Annotated in this window: 12 protein-coding genes; 3 read left to right on the top strand and 9 right to left on the bottom strand. The window is 63.8% G+C overall.

Features of this window, described 5'->3' with window-relative positions; genetic code table 11:
• Window positions 1-40: 40 nt before the first annotated feature.
• The 6 genes from ACLJQF_RS07825 to ACLJQF_RS07800 all read right to left on the bottom strand — a co-directional run bounded on the left by ACLJQF_RS07825 (window position 41) and on the right by ACLJQF_RS07800 (window position 8,395).
• Complete coding sequence (locus tag ACLJQF_RS07825) at window positions 41-3,112, bottom strand: type I restriction endonuclease subunit R (protein WP_410607544.1); 3,072 nt, start codon at window positions 3,110-3,112, stop codon at window positions 41-43.
• Window positions 3,109-4,305 (bottom strand): restriction endonuclease subunit S, encoded by a 1,197-nt coding sequence (locus tag ACLJQF_RS07820; protein ID WP_410607543.1) that lies wholly within the window; start codon window positions 4,303-4,305, stop codon window positions 3,109-3,111. Before ACLJQF_RS07820 ends, ACLJQF_RS07825 begins: the two co-directional genes overlap by 4 nt.
• Window positions 4,302-5,111: a hypothetical protein gene (locus ACLJQF_RS07815; RefSeq protein WP_410607542.1), complete on the bottom strand. Its 810-nt coding sequence runs from the start codon at window positions 5,109-5,111 to the stop codon at window positions 4,302-4,304. The genes ACLJQF_RS07820 and ACLJQF_RS07815 overlap by 4 nt, the downstream gene beginning before the upstream one ends.
• Complete coding sequence (locus tag ACLJQF_RS07810) at window positions 5,098-6,708, bottom strand: type I restriction-modification system subunit M (protein ID WP_410607541.1); 1,611 nt, start codon at window positions 6,706-6,708, stop codon at window positions 5,098-5,100. Before ACLJQF_RS07810 ends, ACLJQF_RS07815 begins: the two co-directional genes overlap by 14 nt.
• Window positions 6,709-7,001: 293 nt before the next feature.
• Complete coding sequence (locus ACLJQF_RS07805; protein ID WP_410607540.1) at window positions 7,002-7,913, bottom strand: phosphotransferase; 912 nt, start codon at window positions 7,911-7,913, stop codon at window positions 7,002-7,004.
• Window positions 7,914-7,924: 11 nt separating this feature from the next.
• The gene (locus ACLJQF_RS07800; RefSeq protein ID WP_410607539.1) at window positions 7,925-8,395 is read right to left on the bottom strand and encodes a glycine-rich domain-containing protein; all 471 of its coding nucleotides are present in this window, start codon (window positions 8,393-8,395) and stop codon (window positions 7,925-7,927) included.
• Between the two features lie 290 nt (window positions 8,396-8,685).
• Between ACLJQF_RS07800 and ACLJQF_RS07795 the strand changes: the two genes are divergently transcribed.
• Complete coding sequence (locus ACLJQF_RS07795; RefSeq protein WP_410607538.1) at window positions 8,686-9,012, top strand: hypothetical protein; 327 nt, start codon at window positions 8,686-8,688, stop codon at window positions 9,010-9,012.
• Between the two features lie 248 nt (window positions 9,013-9,260).
• Window positions 9,261-10,583 (top strand): hypothetical protein, encoded by a 1,323-nt coding sequence (locus ACLJQF_RS07790; protein ID WP_410607537.1) that lies wholly within the window; start codon window positions 9,261-9,263, stop codon window positions 10,581-10,583.
• Here the strand turns inward: ACLJQF_RS07790 and ACLJQF_RS07785 are convergent.
• The 3 genes from ACLJQF_RS07785 to ACLJQF_RS07775 form a co-directional block, all read right to left on the bottom strand.
• Entirely contained in the window at window positions 10,569-11,600 is a 1,032-nt protein-coding gene (locus ACLJQF_RS07785; protein ID WP_410607536.1) for an NAD-dependent epimerase/dehydratase family protein, read from the bottom strand. The two genes, ACLJQF_RS07790 and ACLJQF_RS07785, sit on opposite strands and share 15 nt — an antisense overlap.
• A gap of 69 nt (window positions 11,601-11,669) precedes the next feature.
• The gene (locus ACLJQF_RS07780) at window positions 11,670-13,316 is read right to left on the bottom strand and encodes a relaxase/mobilization nuclease domain-containing protein (RefSeq protein WP_410607535.1); all 1,647 of its coding nucleotides are present in this window, start codon (window positions 13,314-13,316) and stop codon (window positions 11,670-11,672) included.
• Window positions 13,313-13,726: a hypothetical protein gene (locus tag ACLJQF_RS07775; RefSeq protein ID WP_410607534.1), complete on the bottom strand. Its 414-nt coding sequence runs from the start codon at window positions 13,724-13,726 to the stop codon at window positions 13,313-13,315. The genes ACLJQF_RS07780 and ACLJQF_RS07775 overlap by 4 nt, the downstream gene beginning before the upstream one ends.
• Before the next feature lie 528 nt (window positions 13,727-14,254).
• Between ACLJQF_RS07775 and ACLJQF_RS07770 the strand changes: the two genes are divergently transcribed.
• Complete coding sequence (locus ACLJQF_RS07770) at window positions 14,255-14,845, top strand: hypothetical protein (RefSeq protein ID WP_410607533.1); 591 nt, start codon at window positions 14,255-14,257, stop codon at window positions 14,843-14,845.
• Window positions 14,846-14,978 lie beyond the last annotated feature (133 nt).

The raw sequence follows: 14,978 nt of genomic DNA, 5'->3' as shown, positions 1-14,978 counted from the left end.
CGGACCGGAAAGGCTGGGTGACCCCATGATGGTGGTGCTTTCAGGCCAACCCGGAGAAACGCTCGAAGTATTCGGTCAGCTTCGCGATGACGCGCTCCTTCTTAGTGCCGAGGTTGTTGTCCTTCGCGAAGCGCGAAACCGGCGGCAGGACCTGAGTGATCGCCATTCCGTTGGTTGCGATCGCACCGTCGTGGAAGGCCGCTTCAATAAAAGACTTCGTCTGCTCGGGCCGAAGGCGCTCGGCGTCGATGATCTCGGTGAGTTCGGCGTCTCGTCGTTGGGTGACGAAGGAGCGCCAGTCATCGCTGACCTCGCCGGTGACCGACATGGAGTCGACGAAGTCCATGATCAGGTCCTTCTTGTTCCGCAGCGATGGGCTGGCATCGACGGCATCCTCGATGGCACGCAGCGGCGACGTGGCTTCCTTGCCCATATTGGACTGGCCCTCGTCACGCCACCTCTGCACCAGCATCAGGATGTAGTCGATGTTGACCTCGACCTGCTTGATCAGCTCGATCTCGAAGACGACATCGTCGAGGATCGACTCCTTCTCGCCGGTGTCCCGCTTTCGATGCTTCTCCCACAGCGCGTTGTAGACGCTCGTGTAGTTCTGCAGTTGCCGCGGCGTCAACGACTCGTCGTGAGCGAACTCGTCGAAGGAGGTCAGGATGTTGCGCAGTTTGAGGATCTGGCCGAAGAGCACGACAAATGTCTTCTCCTGGGCCTCGCCGAACGGCTCAGAGCCGGCGGGGAACCGCTCAAGGAGTTGACCGATCAGGTCGACGTATGCGTCGTGGTATTTGGCGTACGACTTGAGCAGCACCACTCCGCGGGACTCGGAGTTGCCGAAGAGCACCAGGGCATCGTCGACGGACTTCTCCAGATTACGGAAGCAGACGATGTTGCCGTAGGCCTTGACCGAGTTGAGGATCCGGTTGGTACGGGAGAACGCTTGGATCAGCCCGTGGGACTTGAGGTTCTTGTCCACCCACAGCGTGTTCAGTGTGGTTGCGTCGAACCCGGTCAGGAACATATTGACCACGATGACCAGGTCGACCTCACGATCCTTCACTCGGCGCGCGAGGTCCTTGTAGTAGTTCTCGAACTTCGCCGCCGAGGTGTCGTACGTCGTGCCGAAGGCAGCGTTGTAGTCGCTGATCGCGCGTTCGAGGAAGTCGCGGGAGGAGGCGTCGAGCTGGTCCGCGTCCATCGCCTCGTCATCGAGGATGCCACCGACTTCCTCGTCCTCGTTGACCGCGTAGCTGAAGATCGTAGCAATCTTCAGCGGCCGGTAAGACAGGTCTGCGGCTGCGCGCTCCGTCTGCTGCCGGGCGAACTCGTCGTAGTAGATCTTCAACGCGGGGATTGACGCGGTCGCCAGCATCGAGTTGAAGCCACGCACCCGCTTCTCTCCCAGGCTGTACCCCTGGGTGCGCATGGTCTTGGTATCGAAGTGGTCGAGGACATACCCCACGATCTTCCGAATTCGCTCAGGGTGGCGCAACACTTCTTCGGTGTCGATCCCGGCAACCTGTTTGTCTTCGACGTCGTCTGCAACCCGCACGGTGTTCTGGTAGGAGACGCGGAAGGGCAGCACGTTTCCGTCGTTGATCGCGTCCACGATCGTGTAGCTGTGCAGTCGGTCGCCGAAGATCTTCTCGGTAGTGTCCTTTGTCGCCCCGCCGGCGTTCTCCGGGAAGATCGGGGTGCCGGTGAACCCGAAGAGGTGGGAGCGGCGAAACGCCTTGCGCACAGCAGTCCCCATGTCCCCGAACTGGCTCCGGTGGCACTCATCAAAGATCAATACCGAATGAGCCTTGGTGATCTCGTGGCCCTTGTTCTGCTCGATGAACCGCGACAGCTTCTGGATCGTAGTGACGATGATCGAGACGTTGTCGTCCTGGAGTCGCCGCTTGAGCTCGGCAGTCGAGCGTGACCCGTTGACCGAGCCCCTCTCAAAGCGGTTGTACTCCAGCATCGTCTGGTAGTCGAGATCCTTGCGGTCCACCACGAAGAGAACCTTGTCGATACCCTCCATTTTCGACGCGAGCTGCGCGGTCTTGAACGACGTCAGCGTCTTTCCCGACCCGGTGGTGTGCCAGATGTAGCCGCCGGCCGCCGGCCCGGTCGCCTTCCCGTTCCCGTTCGCCGAGGACACCACCCGCCGCAGGATTCGCTCAGCCGCCACGATCTGGTAGGGCCGCATCACCAACAGGGTGCGGGAGACGTCGAAGACGCAGTACTTGGTCAGCACGTTCAGCAGCGTGTGCTTCGCGAAGAAGGTCCGTGTGAACGCGGTCAGGTCGCTGATGCGCCGGTTCTTTGCGTCGGTCCACCACGAAGTGAACTCGAACGAGTTCGACGTCTGCTTCCGACCACGCTTGCCGCTCTCGGACTCACCCACCTTCCGGGCACGCGTCGTGTTCGCGTAGTACTTGGTGTGCGTACCGTTGGAGATCACGAAGAGCTGGACGTAGTCGAACAGTCCGGCGTCGGCCCAGAACGACTCCCGCTGGTAGCGGTTGATCTGGTTGAACGCCTCCTTCAACGGCACCCCGCGCCGCTTCAGCTCCAGATGCACCAGCGGCAGCCCGTTGACCAGGATCGTCACGTCATAGCGATGCTTGCGAGCCGTTCCGGCACCCTCACCGACCGTCTCGTACTGGTTGATCACCTGGAGCCGGTTGGCATGGATGTTCGACTTGTCGATCAGCTTGATGTTCTTGCTGGTGCCGTCGTCACGCGCGAGAACCTGGATCGGGTCCTCCTGGATACGCGCCGTCTTCTCGACGATGCCCTCGTTCCTCGAAGCGGTCTTCTTGGTGAAGAACCATCTCCACTCGGCGTCACTGAAGGTGACATCGTTCAGGAGTTCCAACTGACGGCGTAGGTTCGCCTCCACGTCGGCCGCCGACGTGATGTGGAGCCACTCGTACGCCTGCTGCCCCAGCAGCTCGATAAACGCGGCCTCAAGCTGAGCCTCGGACTGGTAGCCCTGATCGCCGCAGTCATCCGGCTCGTACGCCGCCACGACGGTCGATTCGTCGCTCACGACGATCGGCTCGTACCGCAGCGCCGAATCCGGTGCCTCCACACCACCGCCCTGACTCACGCCACCCGCCCCTTGAACGTCAACAACTTGTCCCGGTAGTACTCGTACTGCTTCCGCCGAGCCTCGATCTCCACTGACAGACCCAACGTCAGATCGTTCGCTAGAGCATCGAACCGGTCGAGGATTGCCACGATCCGGTCCTGTTCTCCACGGCTCGGCAATGCCACGTCGACCGTGATTAGTTCCTTCCGATTCAACGCAGGTGTCCCGCCGGTCTGCTGGAGGCTACGGATTGACGGCTGGATTGACTTCAGGAAGTAGTAGAGGTACTTCGTCGTCACGATGCTCGCATCAACACTCCGGATCCGATAGCAGAGCGGTCCGCACCAGAAGTTGTTTGTCTGGTATCCAACAACCCCGACCCCGCCTTGACCCCGGGATGGAATCGTAACGGTATCGGCTTGCGTGTTGGCCTCCAGGGCCCATCCCGATGCGGTGGTGCCGGCATTAACAAACGGGAATTTGCTGCCTTCGACAGGGGAAGCAAGGACGTCTCGAGGGGCTTGTCCTGTTCGGACCGTCGCCAACTCGCTCAAGGTCGCCCACCTGACTTCCTCCCCTTCAGCAAACCTGAGGAGTTGGTCCCGGTAGTGCTCATACTGGCGCGTGCGGGCTTGCAGTTCGGCTTGCAGTTCGGCTTGCAGCTCGGCTTGCAGCTCAGTCATCTTGTCGAGGATCCGCACGATTTCGCTCTGCACTTCAGGCGGAGGAACGGGTATCGAGACCTTGGCGAGACCGTCCATCAGCAGCGTCTTCACCTTGGTGCGCGCCACATGCTTGGCCTTCTCTGCATGGAAGCGGCGAGTTTGCATGTAGTAGGAAACGAACGATGGGTTCATTTCATGGCGGTAGACGTAGCAGTGATCATGGACCGCTACGGGCTCGTCACCAAGCCAGGCCACGGCCTTGCCTACATCCTCGACAGTCTCTCCGACGTCGACCAGCACAACGTCTCCTGGGGCGGCGAAGCGGAGAGATGTCTTCATGTCTGGGCGAAGGTGGGAGATCACGGTGTCTGTCGCTGTCCCGTAAGCGGTGTAGATCTCGCCGTAGTGGATTGCAGGGATTCCCTCGGTGACATAATCCGCCTTGGTGAACCGCTTGCCGCGGACAAAGGTTCCGATTTCGCCGAGCGTCATGACCGGAACACCATCTGGGCAGTGCTCGGCAAGCAGCCTGTCGATCTCGCTCATGGAACTATCGCCCCACTCGAAGGCACGTTCAACCCGTTAATATTCCATCCGAGTGCATCGATCGCCCGCTTCATCTCCTGATCACTGGCGACATTCTGAATGATCCCGATGACCAAGCTTCGGCAAGGATAGTACTTTTGCAGGGCTACTTCCTCATTTGAATCTCCGTGGACGATCTCACTCAATTCGCTGAACAACTTGTACCCATCGCTGGAGAATGCCAGCGGAATGATGTGATACTGCTCATCGACCTCTTGCAGGAGGTTGCGGAACGGCTTGCGACCGCCGTTATTCCCGATGGTGGGTATGCTTGCGATATCGGCGACTTGCTTGGTGATCGCTTCGAAGATCTTCCGGAGGTAGACCATGGATCCCGCACCGAGTCGTTCCTCGTAGGCGAGCTGTGCACGCTCCAGCAGATCATCGAAATCACCGGCACCGACTCCGATCCGACTCGCTATGTCGCGCCGGTTGTCCACATAGCGCTCCAATCGCACGGTCGGTGCCTGCACGTCCAGCTCATCCCTAGACACCACAAGAAACCAGGCTTCTATGGTCGCTTTGCAAACTGGGCATTTGAGGCACGCGTCGATGCTCACCACACGTTCACCAACGCCGAGGCAGGACAGCTTGTCGCCCGACATGAACGTGCGAACGTTGTCGCAGGTCTTGCACTTGAAGTTGATAGCGACTTTGCCGACCTCGATCGTCTTGTGCTTGCCCCAGGGCAAGCGAGCATTGAGGAAACGCTCGACCTGCGCCTCCTCGTTGGCAGGGGCTTTGGACAACAATTCAGACAGTCGCATCGTCGGATTCCAGGTCGCCTACAATGGCGTCGATTTGGGTGCGCAGCTCGGCTTGGCGAGCGACTATCCGGGCAATTTCGGCGTTCAACGCCTTGATATCGACCGCTTCGCGGGTGTCCTCGGCCTCGACGTAGGAGCTGACCGCGATGTTATAGTTATTGTCGCGCATGGTCTCGTAGTCGACCAGGGCCGTGAAGTGGTCGACTACCACCCGGCGGGTGAACGCCTCCAGGATCTTGGCCTGGTGGCCGGCGGCGAGCTTGTTCTTGTTGCCCTGTCGCGTGAACTCGGCCGAGGCGTCGATGAAGAGTACCTGGTTGTCGGTCTTCGACTTCTTCAGCACGATGATGCAGGTCGCGATCGTTACTCCGAAGAAGAGGTCCGGTGGGAGCTGGATGACGGTGTCGACGTAGTTGTTGTCGATGAGGTACTTGCGGATCTTCTGCTCCGCGCCGCCGCGGTAGAGCACACCGGGGAACTCGACGATCGCGGCGGTGCCGTTGACCGCCAGCCACGACAGCATGTGCATCGTGAACGCCAGGTCAGCCTTCGATTTCGGTGCCAGCACGCCGGCCGGGGCGTAACGCTCGTCGTTGATCAGTAGTGGGTTCGCGTCGCCTTCCCAGCGCGTGGAGTAGGGCGGGTTCGAGACGATCGCTTCGAACGGCTCGTCGTCCCAGTGGTGCGGGTCGATCAGCGTGTCGCCGTGGGCGATGTCGAACTTCTCATACGGGATGTCGTGCAGGAACATGTTGATCCGGCACAGGTTGTAGGTGGTCAGGTTGATCTCTTGGCCGAAATAGCCCTGCCTGACCCCATTGGGCAGCACCTTCTTGAACTTCAGCAGCAGCGAACCCGAGCCGCAGGCGGGGTCGTAGACTTTGTTCACCTCGGTCTTTCCGACCACGGTGATCCTAGCGAGCAGCTCGGAGACCTCCTGCGGCGTGTAGTACTCGCCGCCCGACTTGCCGGCCGAGGAGGCGTACATCTGCATCAGGTACTCATACGCGTCACCGAACAGGTCGATGGTGTTCTCGTTGAACTCGCCGTTGCCGAAATTCAGCGACCCGATTGCGTCGAGGAGCTTGACCAGCCTTTCGTTGCGCTTCGCAACGGTGGGGCCAAGCTTGCCGCTGTTGACGTCGAGGTCGGCGAAAAGGCCTTTGATGTCGTCCTCGGAAGCGGTGCCGACCGCGCTGGCTTCGATATTGGTGAACACGCGCGTCAGGGTCTCGTTGAGGTTCTCGTCCTTGCTGGCCCGCTCGCGCACGTTCGCGAAGAGGTCCTGGGGCAGGATGAAGAAGCCCTTCTCCTTGACGGTCTCCTTGCGCCCGAACTCGGCGTCGGCGTTGGACAGGTAGCGGTAGTCGAAGTCCTCGTTGCCTGCACTGCGTTCGGCCTTGTTGAGGTAGGCCGTCAGGTTCTGGGAGATGAATCGGTAGAACAGCATCCCCAGCACGTACGCCTTGAAGTCCCAGCCGTCGACGCTTCCGCGTAGGTCGTTGGCGATCTTCCAGATCACCCGGTGGAGTTCGGCTCGCTCCTGTTCCTTCTTGCGGTCCTCTGCAGTGATGGTCCGGGCTGGCTCTGTCGTCACAAGGTGAAGTCTTACCAGAGCTCGCCGACATCTTGCGTTACCGATGGCGGAAGGTCCTTGACAACGTGCCAACGTGAAGCTCGTTGATGCGCTCCGGGTGCCCGGCTCAGTCCCGTGGTCGCTGGCACATGCGTGCGAGTTCGTGAGCCGCACTGCCATCAATCCGGACCAGCTCGAGATCACTCATTGACCACGTTGCCGTCGTGTTCGGTCTTGGTGAGCTGAAGAGCTTCTGACCCCCTTGGCTGCGCTAGGCATGTTAGCAGGTTCGGCTACTCAGTGTAGTATATTCGTTACTGAAATATGCGACCTTGGGGAGTCTGGGCAAGGCAGTGGTGAGACCAGGCGCGCGCGGCGGGTACGAGCTGATCCCAGAGGGGTCGTGGTTGCTGGTTGCTCTGGTAGGTCCAGATGCCCCAGATCGCGATCGCGAAAGCGATTCGGGTTTCTGGCAGAGTGTCCTGCCAGATTGGCAATGCGTTGGCCCAGCGCTCAGCATTGGCCGCCGTGTGCCCGGCTGCGACGAGGCGTGCGACCAGGAACGCGACGTCGATGGCCGCTCTGCCCTTGCGTGACCACGCCCAGTCGATGGCCAGCGCTCGGTCCGAGTTGACCAGCATGTTGAGCGAGTGCAGATCGGTATGGACGAGACTGTCGCCGTCGGCCATGTCGATGGCGCGGGCCTCCCACTGGACGAGCTGGTCCAGGTGAGTGAGCGTCCACGTGTCTAGCGGTGCTTCAGGGGCCTTGGCGAGCCGTTGCCAGGCGGCGAGGCGACTCCACTGTTCGGCCAGACGGGGTGCCTCGGCCGAGCACTCGGATAGGGCGTCGACGAGCGTGTTCACCGTGGCGGCAACCACAGGCAGGTCCGGCGAGCCGGGGGAGAGGCCGGCGTGGTGGCCGTGGACGTGATCGAAGCCGAGCAGAAGCCAGCCATCGGCTTCTGTCCGCCAGCGGAGACGGGGTGCCACGGCCGAGGGCAGCCACGGGTTGATGTCCGCCTCGTGGCGATGCATCTGTCCGCGCTTGCCCTCGGCGTCAGCGATGCCCTTGCAGAACACCGGGCCGTCGGCGGTGTGCAGCGTGGCGGAGAAGTCGGAGTTGCGGCCGGCCGAGGGGACCTCGGCGGCAGCCACCGGACCGGCTTTCCGCTCGATCGCAGCGCGCACCCCAGCGGGTAGTTCGTCCCAGGTGCTCCGGGCCATCGGATTCCCTTCTACCGGCGCGCGGGCGGCGGGTCGTTGTGGCAGCCATTGTGGCAGCCGGTGCATGAACTGACGGCTGACCGCGGCCAGAGGTCGGCGTCGATCGTGAACCCGGCCGCTTCGATGGATGTGACAGTGCGTGCGAGAGTGTCGCGGGCCGCTTCGCCGCGAGCGTTCGGATCCCCCGGATCAGTGGGCACGTGGTGGAGGAACCTGCCAGCGATCCGTTCGCAGAACGCGGCGTAGTCGCGGGTATGCAGCAGGAACGTGTGCCAGCCGACGTCCACCAATTCACTTGGAGCGAGAGGCGCGCCGATGTTGGTGGCGCAGGTTGCCAGGAACGCGAGGGCCTGGTCGACGATGCGTTCGGCCAGGTCTCGGTCCAGCTTGTCGTCGGTGACTATCCGGTGTGTGAGCCGCTGGAACAGCTCATGGGAGACCAGCGATCGGCCGGTGGTTCGCTCGGTCAGCACAGCGGTCACGGGGACTCCTTCGGGTCGGGTGTCGCTTCTGCGCCGCGCCGGTTGGCGCGGAACTCCGTGGGGGATCAGGGCAGCCATAGCCCACTTGGTGAGGTGCCTCGGACCAGTCGTGGAGCGCCGGGAAAGCCCGGCGCAGGAAGCGCGAGCAAGCCGTCGATGACTTCAGCGAGGCCACCTTCGAGATGCCAGACCACTCCGCCGTCGTGGTCTACGCGCAGGCCGGCGGCGTCGGTGATGTACCGGATTAGGACGGCGTCAGCGCTGGCAGAGTCTGGACACGTGCGGACGCCGTGGACTTCGACCAGGTCGCCATCTGCATCGATGACGGGCAGGAAGTGCCAGCCGGTGTCGCGCAGCCGAGCCAGCTTGTGAAGCGCGGGCAACTCGGCGGCCTTCACCGCGTGACCAGCGGATGGGGTCCGGCCGGTACGGGGTCGGGGGCACCCGCACCGGCCGGAGTCATGATGAACCGTCGGCGTAATCGATCGACCAGGCTCAAGCGACAGACGGGGGTTCGCGGCGCGGGCCTGGCCATCGACGTACAAGCCGAGCACCTTGGCATCGGCGGGCAAATCATCGGTTTCGGCCAGATCGAAGATCCGCAGAGTGCGATGTAGGCGTGTCCGGACATGCCGTGAGCCAGGGCCTCGTCACTCAGCAAGTGGTCGGCGTCAGCCGCCGTCACCCACAGCAGAGGGGCCGGGGCGCTCACGGTCGGTATCTGTCCGGTCATGTATTTGAGCATCGGGACTGTGCCTTGGACGCCGAGAGGTCAAGCACAGGCCACTACGGGCCGTTACCGGGTCATTTCTGATGCGGAATGCGCGAGATCGCTGCCGGGACTCGTACGGTGGATGCAGCCGACATGGAGGACGCCATGCCACGACCGCGCTGCCGTCTTGAACAGCTCGCGCACGTCGAGCATCTGACGCTGTCCGACTTCTGCGCCCGGTTCACTCGTGCGGGCGCCGAGATCGGCGAGAAGGCGCACGTGTCGCCTCGGCAGGCGAAGAGGTGGCTTGCCGGGGATGGCGGGCAGCCGCGCCCGCAGGCGTGCCGAGTGCTCGAACACTGGTGGGGTGAGTCCGTTGATGTCCTGTTCGGCCGACCCATCGACCAGGTCTCGACCTTGGTCACCGCGACGTTGGAGGAATTGCTGATGACCACCGGTCGCGAGTCTGCCGAGCACGCCCTGGACTCGGCCGCCGCCCTCGCCCCGGCCGCGATGGAGGCACTGCACGCCGAAGCCGGACGGTTGTCCCGCGCGTACTACACCGTCGCGCCGCTGATGCTGCTTACTGAGCTGGTTCGTCTTCGCGACACCGTGTATGCGCAGCTCGACCGCACCCACAAGCCGCGCCAGCGAGCCGAGCTGTACCTGATCGCCGGCCAAGTATGCGGACTGCTGTCGTCGGTGGCCTTCGACCTCGGCCATCCGGAGACCGCCGAAGAACTGGCGCGTGCGGCGTACACCTACGGCGACGTCATTGACCATCCGTCGTTGTGTACGTGGGCGCGTGCCCTAACTATGTCCGTGCTGCTGTGGGGTGGCCGGTATCGCGAAGTCGTCACCGTGGCCACGGCGGCGGCTGAGCAGGCTCCGATCGGAACACCTCGTGCCCGGCTGTTCGCGGTCCGGGCGCGGGCGCTCGCCTACCTGGGCGCCGGCGTCGAGGTCACAGCGGACTTAGCTGCCAGCGCCGATGAGCTGGATCGTGCTGGGAGTGACGAGCTGATGGATCGCGTAGGCGGCGAACTCGGCTTCGACCGGACGCGCCGGGCGCTGTGCGCAGGCGCTGCCTACGTGGCTTTGCGCGACGGTGACCGCGGCCAAGTCGAAGCTGAGGCAGCCCTCGAGTCGTTCGCCGCGCAGCCCGAGTCGCTGCGGTGGCGGGCTGGTGAGTTGTCGGCGCAAGTCGACTTGTCCACGGCGCGGGCGCTGTCCGGAGACCTGGCGGGCGCTGAGGACGCCTTGAGCGAGGTGTTCGCGCTGCCGGCCGAGCATCGCACCGAGGCGCTGACGCAGCGGCTCGGCAACCTCGGGCGTCTGGTCGGAACGCGGCCGTATCGAGGCGCTGCCGAAGCTGGACGCATTGGCGAGGCCGTCATCGACTTCACCGCCAACGCTCTGCCTCGGGCAACTGCGACTCTGGAGCTGCCACGAGGACGTCCACTACCCGAAGTGTGAACGCGAGTTGTGGTCGACGAGGATCGCAGACTCCTTCTCCGGGGATAGGCCCAGCTCAGCTGCACGGTCGCTCGCGATCAGTTCGCCACCTGAGGCAAGCCAGTCGGCTGTGTCTCGGACGGTATCCGCGATCGGACGGGTCACCAAGCCAGCGGCGCGTGCCGCCGAGGCGTCGACCGCCCAAGCGCCCGCGTAAGTGCGCCATAGCGGTAGCTCGGTCCACTGGCGCACCTTGTGCGCAATCAAGACTTCCGGCGACACCCAGTGCACCGTCGTGCCGTCCGGCGCCGGTGCGTACTTTGCGCAGGCGGCGATGAAGTCGGCCATGGTGTCCGTGCCGGGCGCGGTCACGTTGAACACGCCAGCCGGGGCGTCCAGCGAGAAGGCAGCGACGTCGCGCACGTCCACCGGCTGGATGGGCTGACCAGGGCTATCGGGAGCGACGACTTCACCTCCGCGCTTCATTCTGCTCAGCCACCAGGCGGTGCGGCCGACGTACTCGCCAGGCCCGAGGATCACACCGGGACGAAGAACGACCGACCGGCTGGCTCCGAAATTCTGGAGCACCGCGCGCTCGCAACCGGCCTTACCGAAGCCGTATGTGCTAGGCCCGGGGTCACCGTCGTAGCCGGGTTCGGGGCCGGCGTCCGGCGCGCAGTCCAGAGTGGCCGACTCCTCGGTGAGCGGCTCGGTCGGCCATCCCTGATACGCGGATACGGACGAGATGACTACGTACCGCGCCGCGACCGGCTCCAGGGCTGCGGTGACTGCCAGCGTCTCTCGCGGGGTGAATGCGAGGTTGTCCACCACCAGATCGAACGGACCATTGTCCGCGAGCCGGGCGAAATCGCGGGGATCGCCGTAGTCGCCGCGGATCGTACGCACGTCGGCTGGGTCGGCGCCGGACTCGACGCGGCCGCGTCGAAAGATCGTCACGTCCCACTGCCGAGCCACCGCAGCCTCGGCAACGGCGCGTCCGAGGAACCAGGAACCACCCAGGATCAGTAGCCGCGTCATAAACGACATCTTCGCTCATCGGGTCCGGAATCCACAGCTGGCGGGGCACCGCAGCGCGTCAGCCGAAGACTACTGTCGCCTTCCTCGCTGAGTGGGCGACGGCGTCAGCCGCGGGACCACTCGCGAAGGCGCGAAATTGCTCTTGGTCGTAGCGGCGCGAACCGGCGCTGTTGCCTGGACGGGTACCTGCACGGACTGGGCTGGTGGCTGCACGGTGCGTCGGCTGCAGCCGGGTTGCGCGTGGGCGAAAAGGCCTGTGGCCGCGTCATGCGCGGCCGTGGCTTGGTGAATCCGGCCACAGGCTCGTTGCCAGGCTGCGATCTCCATGATCAGACCCGCGAGGGCAAGTACGAGACTGAGCAAGGCGAACTTCTCGCGGCCGCGGCCGGACAGCGCGCCGACCACCGCGATCCGACTGGAGGCCTGCCGCAGGTCGAATGCCGCAGCACCCAGTCGGCTCGGTAGGACGCGATGCGGAGTGCGGGCGGCGCGGTCAAAGCGTTCAGCGATCCTGCTGATCGGGCCGGGCTCGTATCCTTCGTAGCCTCGAGCCAGAGCTGTCAGGACCTCTCCGGCAGCGTGGGCAATCCCCTCGGTGTTCTCGTGGCTGTCGCGAATCGCACCAGCGGCTCGGCCGGCGGCCTCCGCGACCTCTTCAAGGACGTTACGACGATCTACCGGCGACACTCGTCCGTCGTCAGTCCGATGGACAGGCTCGATTGTCGGCACGCTTGCCCAGCGGACCAGCAACTTCGGCCACGTCAGGTCCGCGGCAAGCTTGGTCCCGGAGAACCGGACTGGCGTGCCATTCGCGGTCAGGTCACCTGGCCGTGCGACGGTGTAGCCGCGAACGCGGCCTGCGGCGTCGTGTGTCGTCTTCGGGTCCAAACCTTCACGAGCGAGTTCGGCGAGGAACTCGCTCCCGCTGGTCGATGTTGCCGCGCACTGAGCCACGATCCGGCGTAGCTCCTCTCGCGCTGTTATCTGCTTGCCGCGTTGGGCGGCCTTACCCTTCTCAGCTCGGGTCGGCTCCTTCAGAGCGGTCTGGTCTGCGCTCGCCGTGGCCACCAGCCCGAGTTCCCGCTCGAGCCGCTGGCATTCTGTGCGCAGCTTCGGCCAGTCGTTCTTCGGATAGAACCGCTTGCCGGTGGTCTCCGACACGAGCGTGGCCATGAGGTGGATGTGGTCATCCGCATGGCGCACCGCGATCCACCGGCAGCCAGCCTGTTGGATGCCGGTGGCCTTCATCAACCGCTCGGCGACGTACTCCCAATGCTTGTCACGCAGAATCGGGTCCTCGCCATGAAGACGAACCGGGCAATGCCAGACGTAGCCCGGACGCCGCGCCACGACCTCCTTCTCGCGGTCGTACCGGTAGTGTTTCAGCCAACTCGGTGCGTCCGCCGGGACGCCGCCAGTGCGCAGCCGGTCCGACCACGTCGATGAGATCGCGGGCGGGTTGGTCACCGGCAGCCCAGCGGCGGCCAGCTCCTGCATCGTGGTGGTCAGCGGACCGAGATCGAAGTCGAACTCTCCGGGCTCGATCACCTCGTCATCGAGTTCTACGGACGGCAGCTTGTTCGGGTTGTGCAGCCACGGCGCGCTGTCCCATGACGCGACGACGTGGGGAGTCTTGTGCTCCTCGAACTTGCCGGGACCGAACAGATACCTGATCAACCCGGCGGGCCGGTAGCCGCGCACGACCTTGGCGATCACGGCAGCAACCGTTGCCGGATGTCCTTCATCATCGTATCCGCGGTTCGCACCACGTTGGCGACCAGGCGCAGGACCGTCGCAGCCGCGTTCGCGTTCTCGATCTCGCCGGTCGAGTTCGCCACCTTGGCGACGTCGTTCAGGTTGCCTCCGACGTTGGTGACGACTCGCCGGTGCTCGCGCAACTCCTGAATCAACGCGGTGACGGCACCGCGGTCGGTCCCCTTGCCGAGGTGAGCTTGCAGAGCCGCCTCGTACGCCGCCTGTTGTGCCCAGGCTGCTGGCTTCATGCCAGCGAGGGCGGCGACCTGGACGATCACCGCCCACTCGATGTCGCTGTAGCGGAGCATCCCGCGCGGCTCGCGCTTGCCCGTCGTCGACTGCTCGCGGTAGCCCGCGTTCCCACCCGTCATCGTGTCCCCCGACACCTGTCCTGCGACACCGCTGTGCGATGTCGACTGCGTCGGGTCCGGGTGGGCCGACCCGACGGTCCTGTGGTCATCTGTTCGGTGCGGGTTGAGAGCCGATCCCCAGGTGCTCTTGCCGCCCAGCGTCCCGGTTCCGGCCTGTCGGCCTGAGACTGCCGTGCGGGATGTCCGCAAGGACAGTCTGCCAGGCCGCGGAGCGGTCTGGGGCAAAGCGTTTCGCTTTGGAATATCTTGCTCTGCCGACCCGCTGTTGCATCGGATGCGAATCCGTGCAGGCGTACATCCTCAAAGAGCGACAAGAAAGCCCGTCCGCGAGCTTGCGCTGGGGTGCACAGCAGCGGGCGCAGCGGCGGCTCTTAGCTTCCACCGCAACGCGACCAACCGGCGGGTCCGCAACGTCGGCGGGGCTGGGCGACGTTCGCCGCCGTCCGTCGAAGCCACTGATGCGGAGTTGGATACGGTCAGCCGAATCAGGCGGCTGCATTTCGAGTGAGCAGGAGAAGGAAGACCGGCATGACAGCAGAGTGGCTGACACCAACGGGAACGATCGTTGGCGCGATGATCACGGCCGGGTTCGGCGGTTGGCTGGGCGGTCGCCGATCAAAGAAGGAACAGGATACGCAGCACAGATTCGAGCGGGAGCAGGCCCTTGCCGAGCACGGACGAGATAAGGTCGACGGGGCCATCTCTTCTCTGTACTTCCTGCAAGGGCACTCGCGCGAAGCGGCTGAGGTGTCGAACCAGCAGGCCAGTGTGGAGCATCCCGGCGTCCTTGAGCAGCATCAGCGCCTCGAACGGGCGCTTCCGTACTTGACGAATGCCCAGGTAAGAGCGGACGCCGAACTAGTCCATGGCGTCATCCGAGACGCGTGGCTGATGGTCCAGTTTGGCGATGGGTACGTCATCGGGAGCGCCCAGGAGATCGTATGGCGAGTATGCCGGGAAGGCATCGCCCTGCTCGGACGCTACCTTCGGATGGAGCCTCACCAGACATCAGCGGAACTCGATCGCATGCGCAGGATCTACGACGAGGCCAATCACGCGTTCGGGGTCTATCTCGGCGAGATCGATGAGGACGGTACTGCTGCCGAACCAGGCCAGTAATGGAAGATTTTGCGACAGCAGGCGAGAGGGACCGGCACCGGCTCCGCGATTGGCTGGTTCCGTCGGTGTCACGTCGCGATGCTGTGGACTCTTTCGTCCAGGTCGGGCTTTGCTCTGTTTCGCAGATCGGCTG

Origin of the sequence: Amycolatopsis sp. lyj-109 (genome assembly GCF_046548995.1) — a bacterium.
GTDB lineage: Bacteria > Actinomycetota > Actinomycetes > Mycobacteriales > Pseudonocardiaceae > Amycolatopsis.
This window is presented reverse-complemented; position numbering and strand designations above follow the sequence as displayed.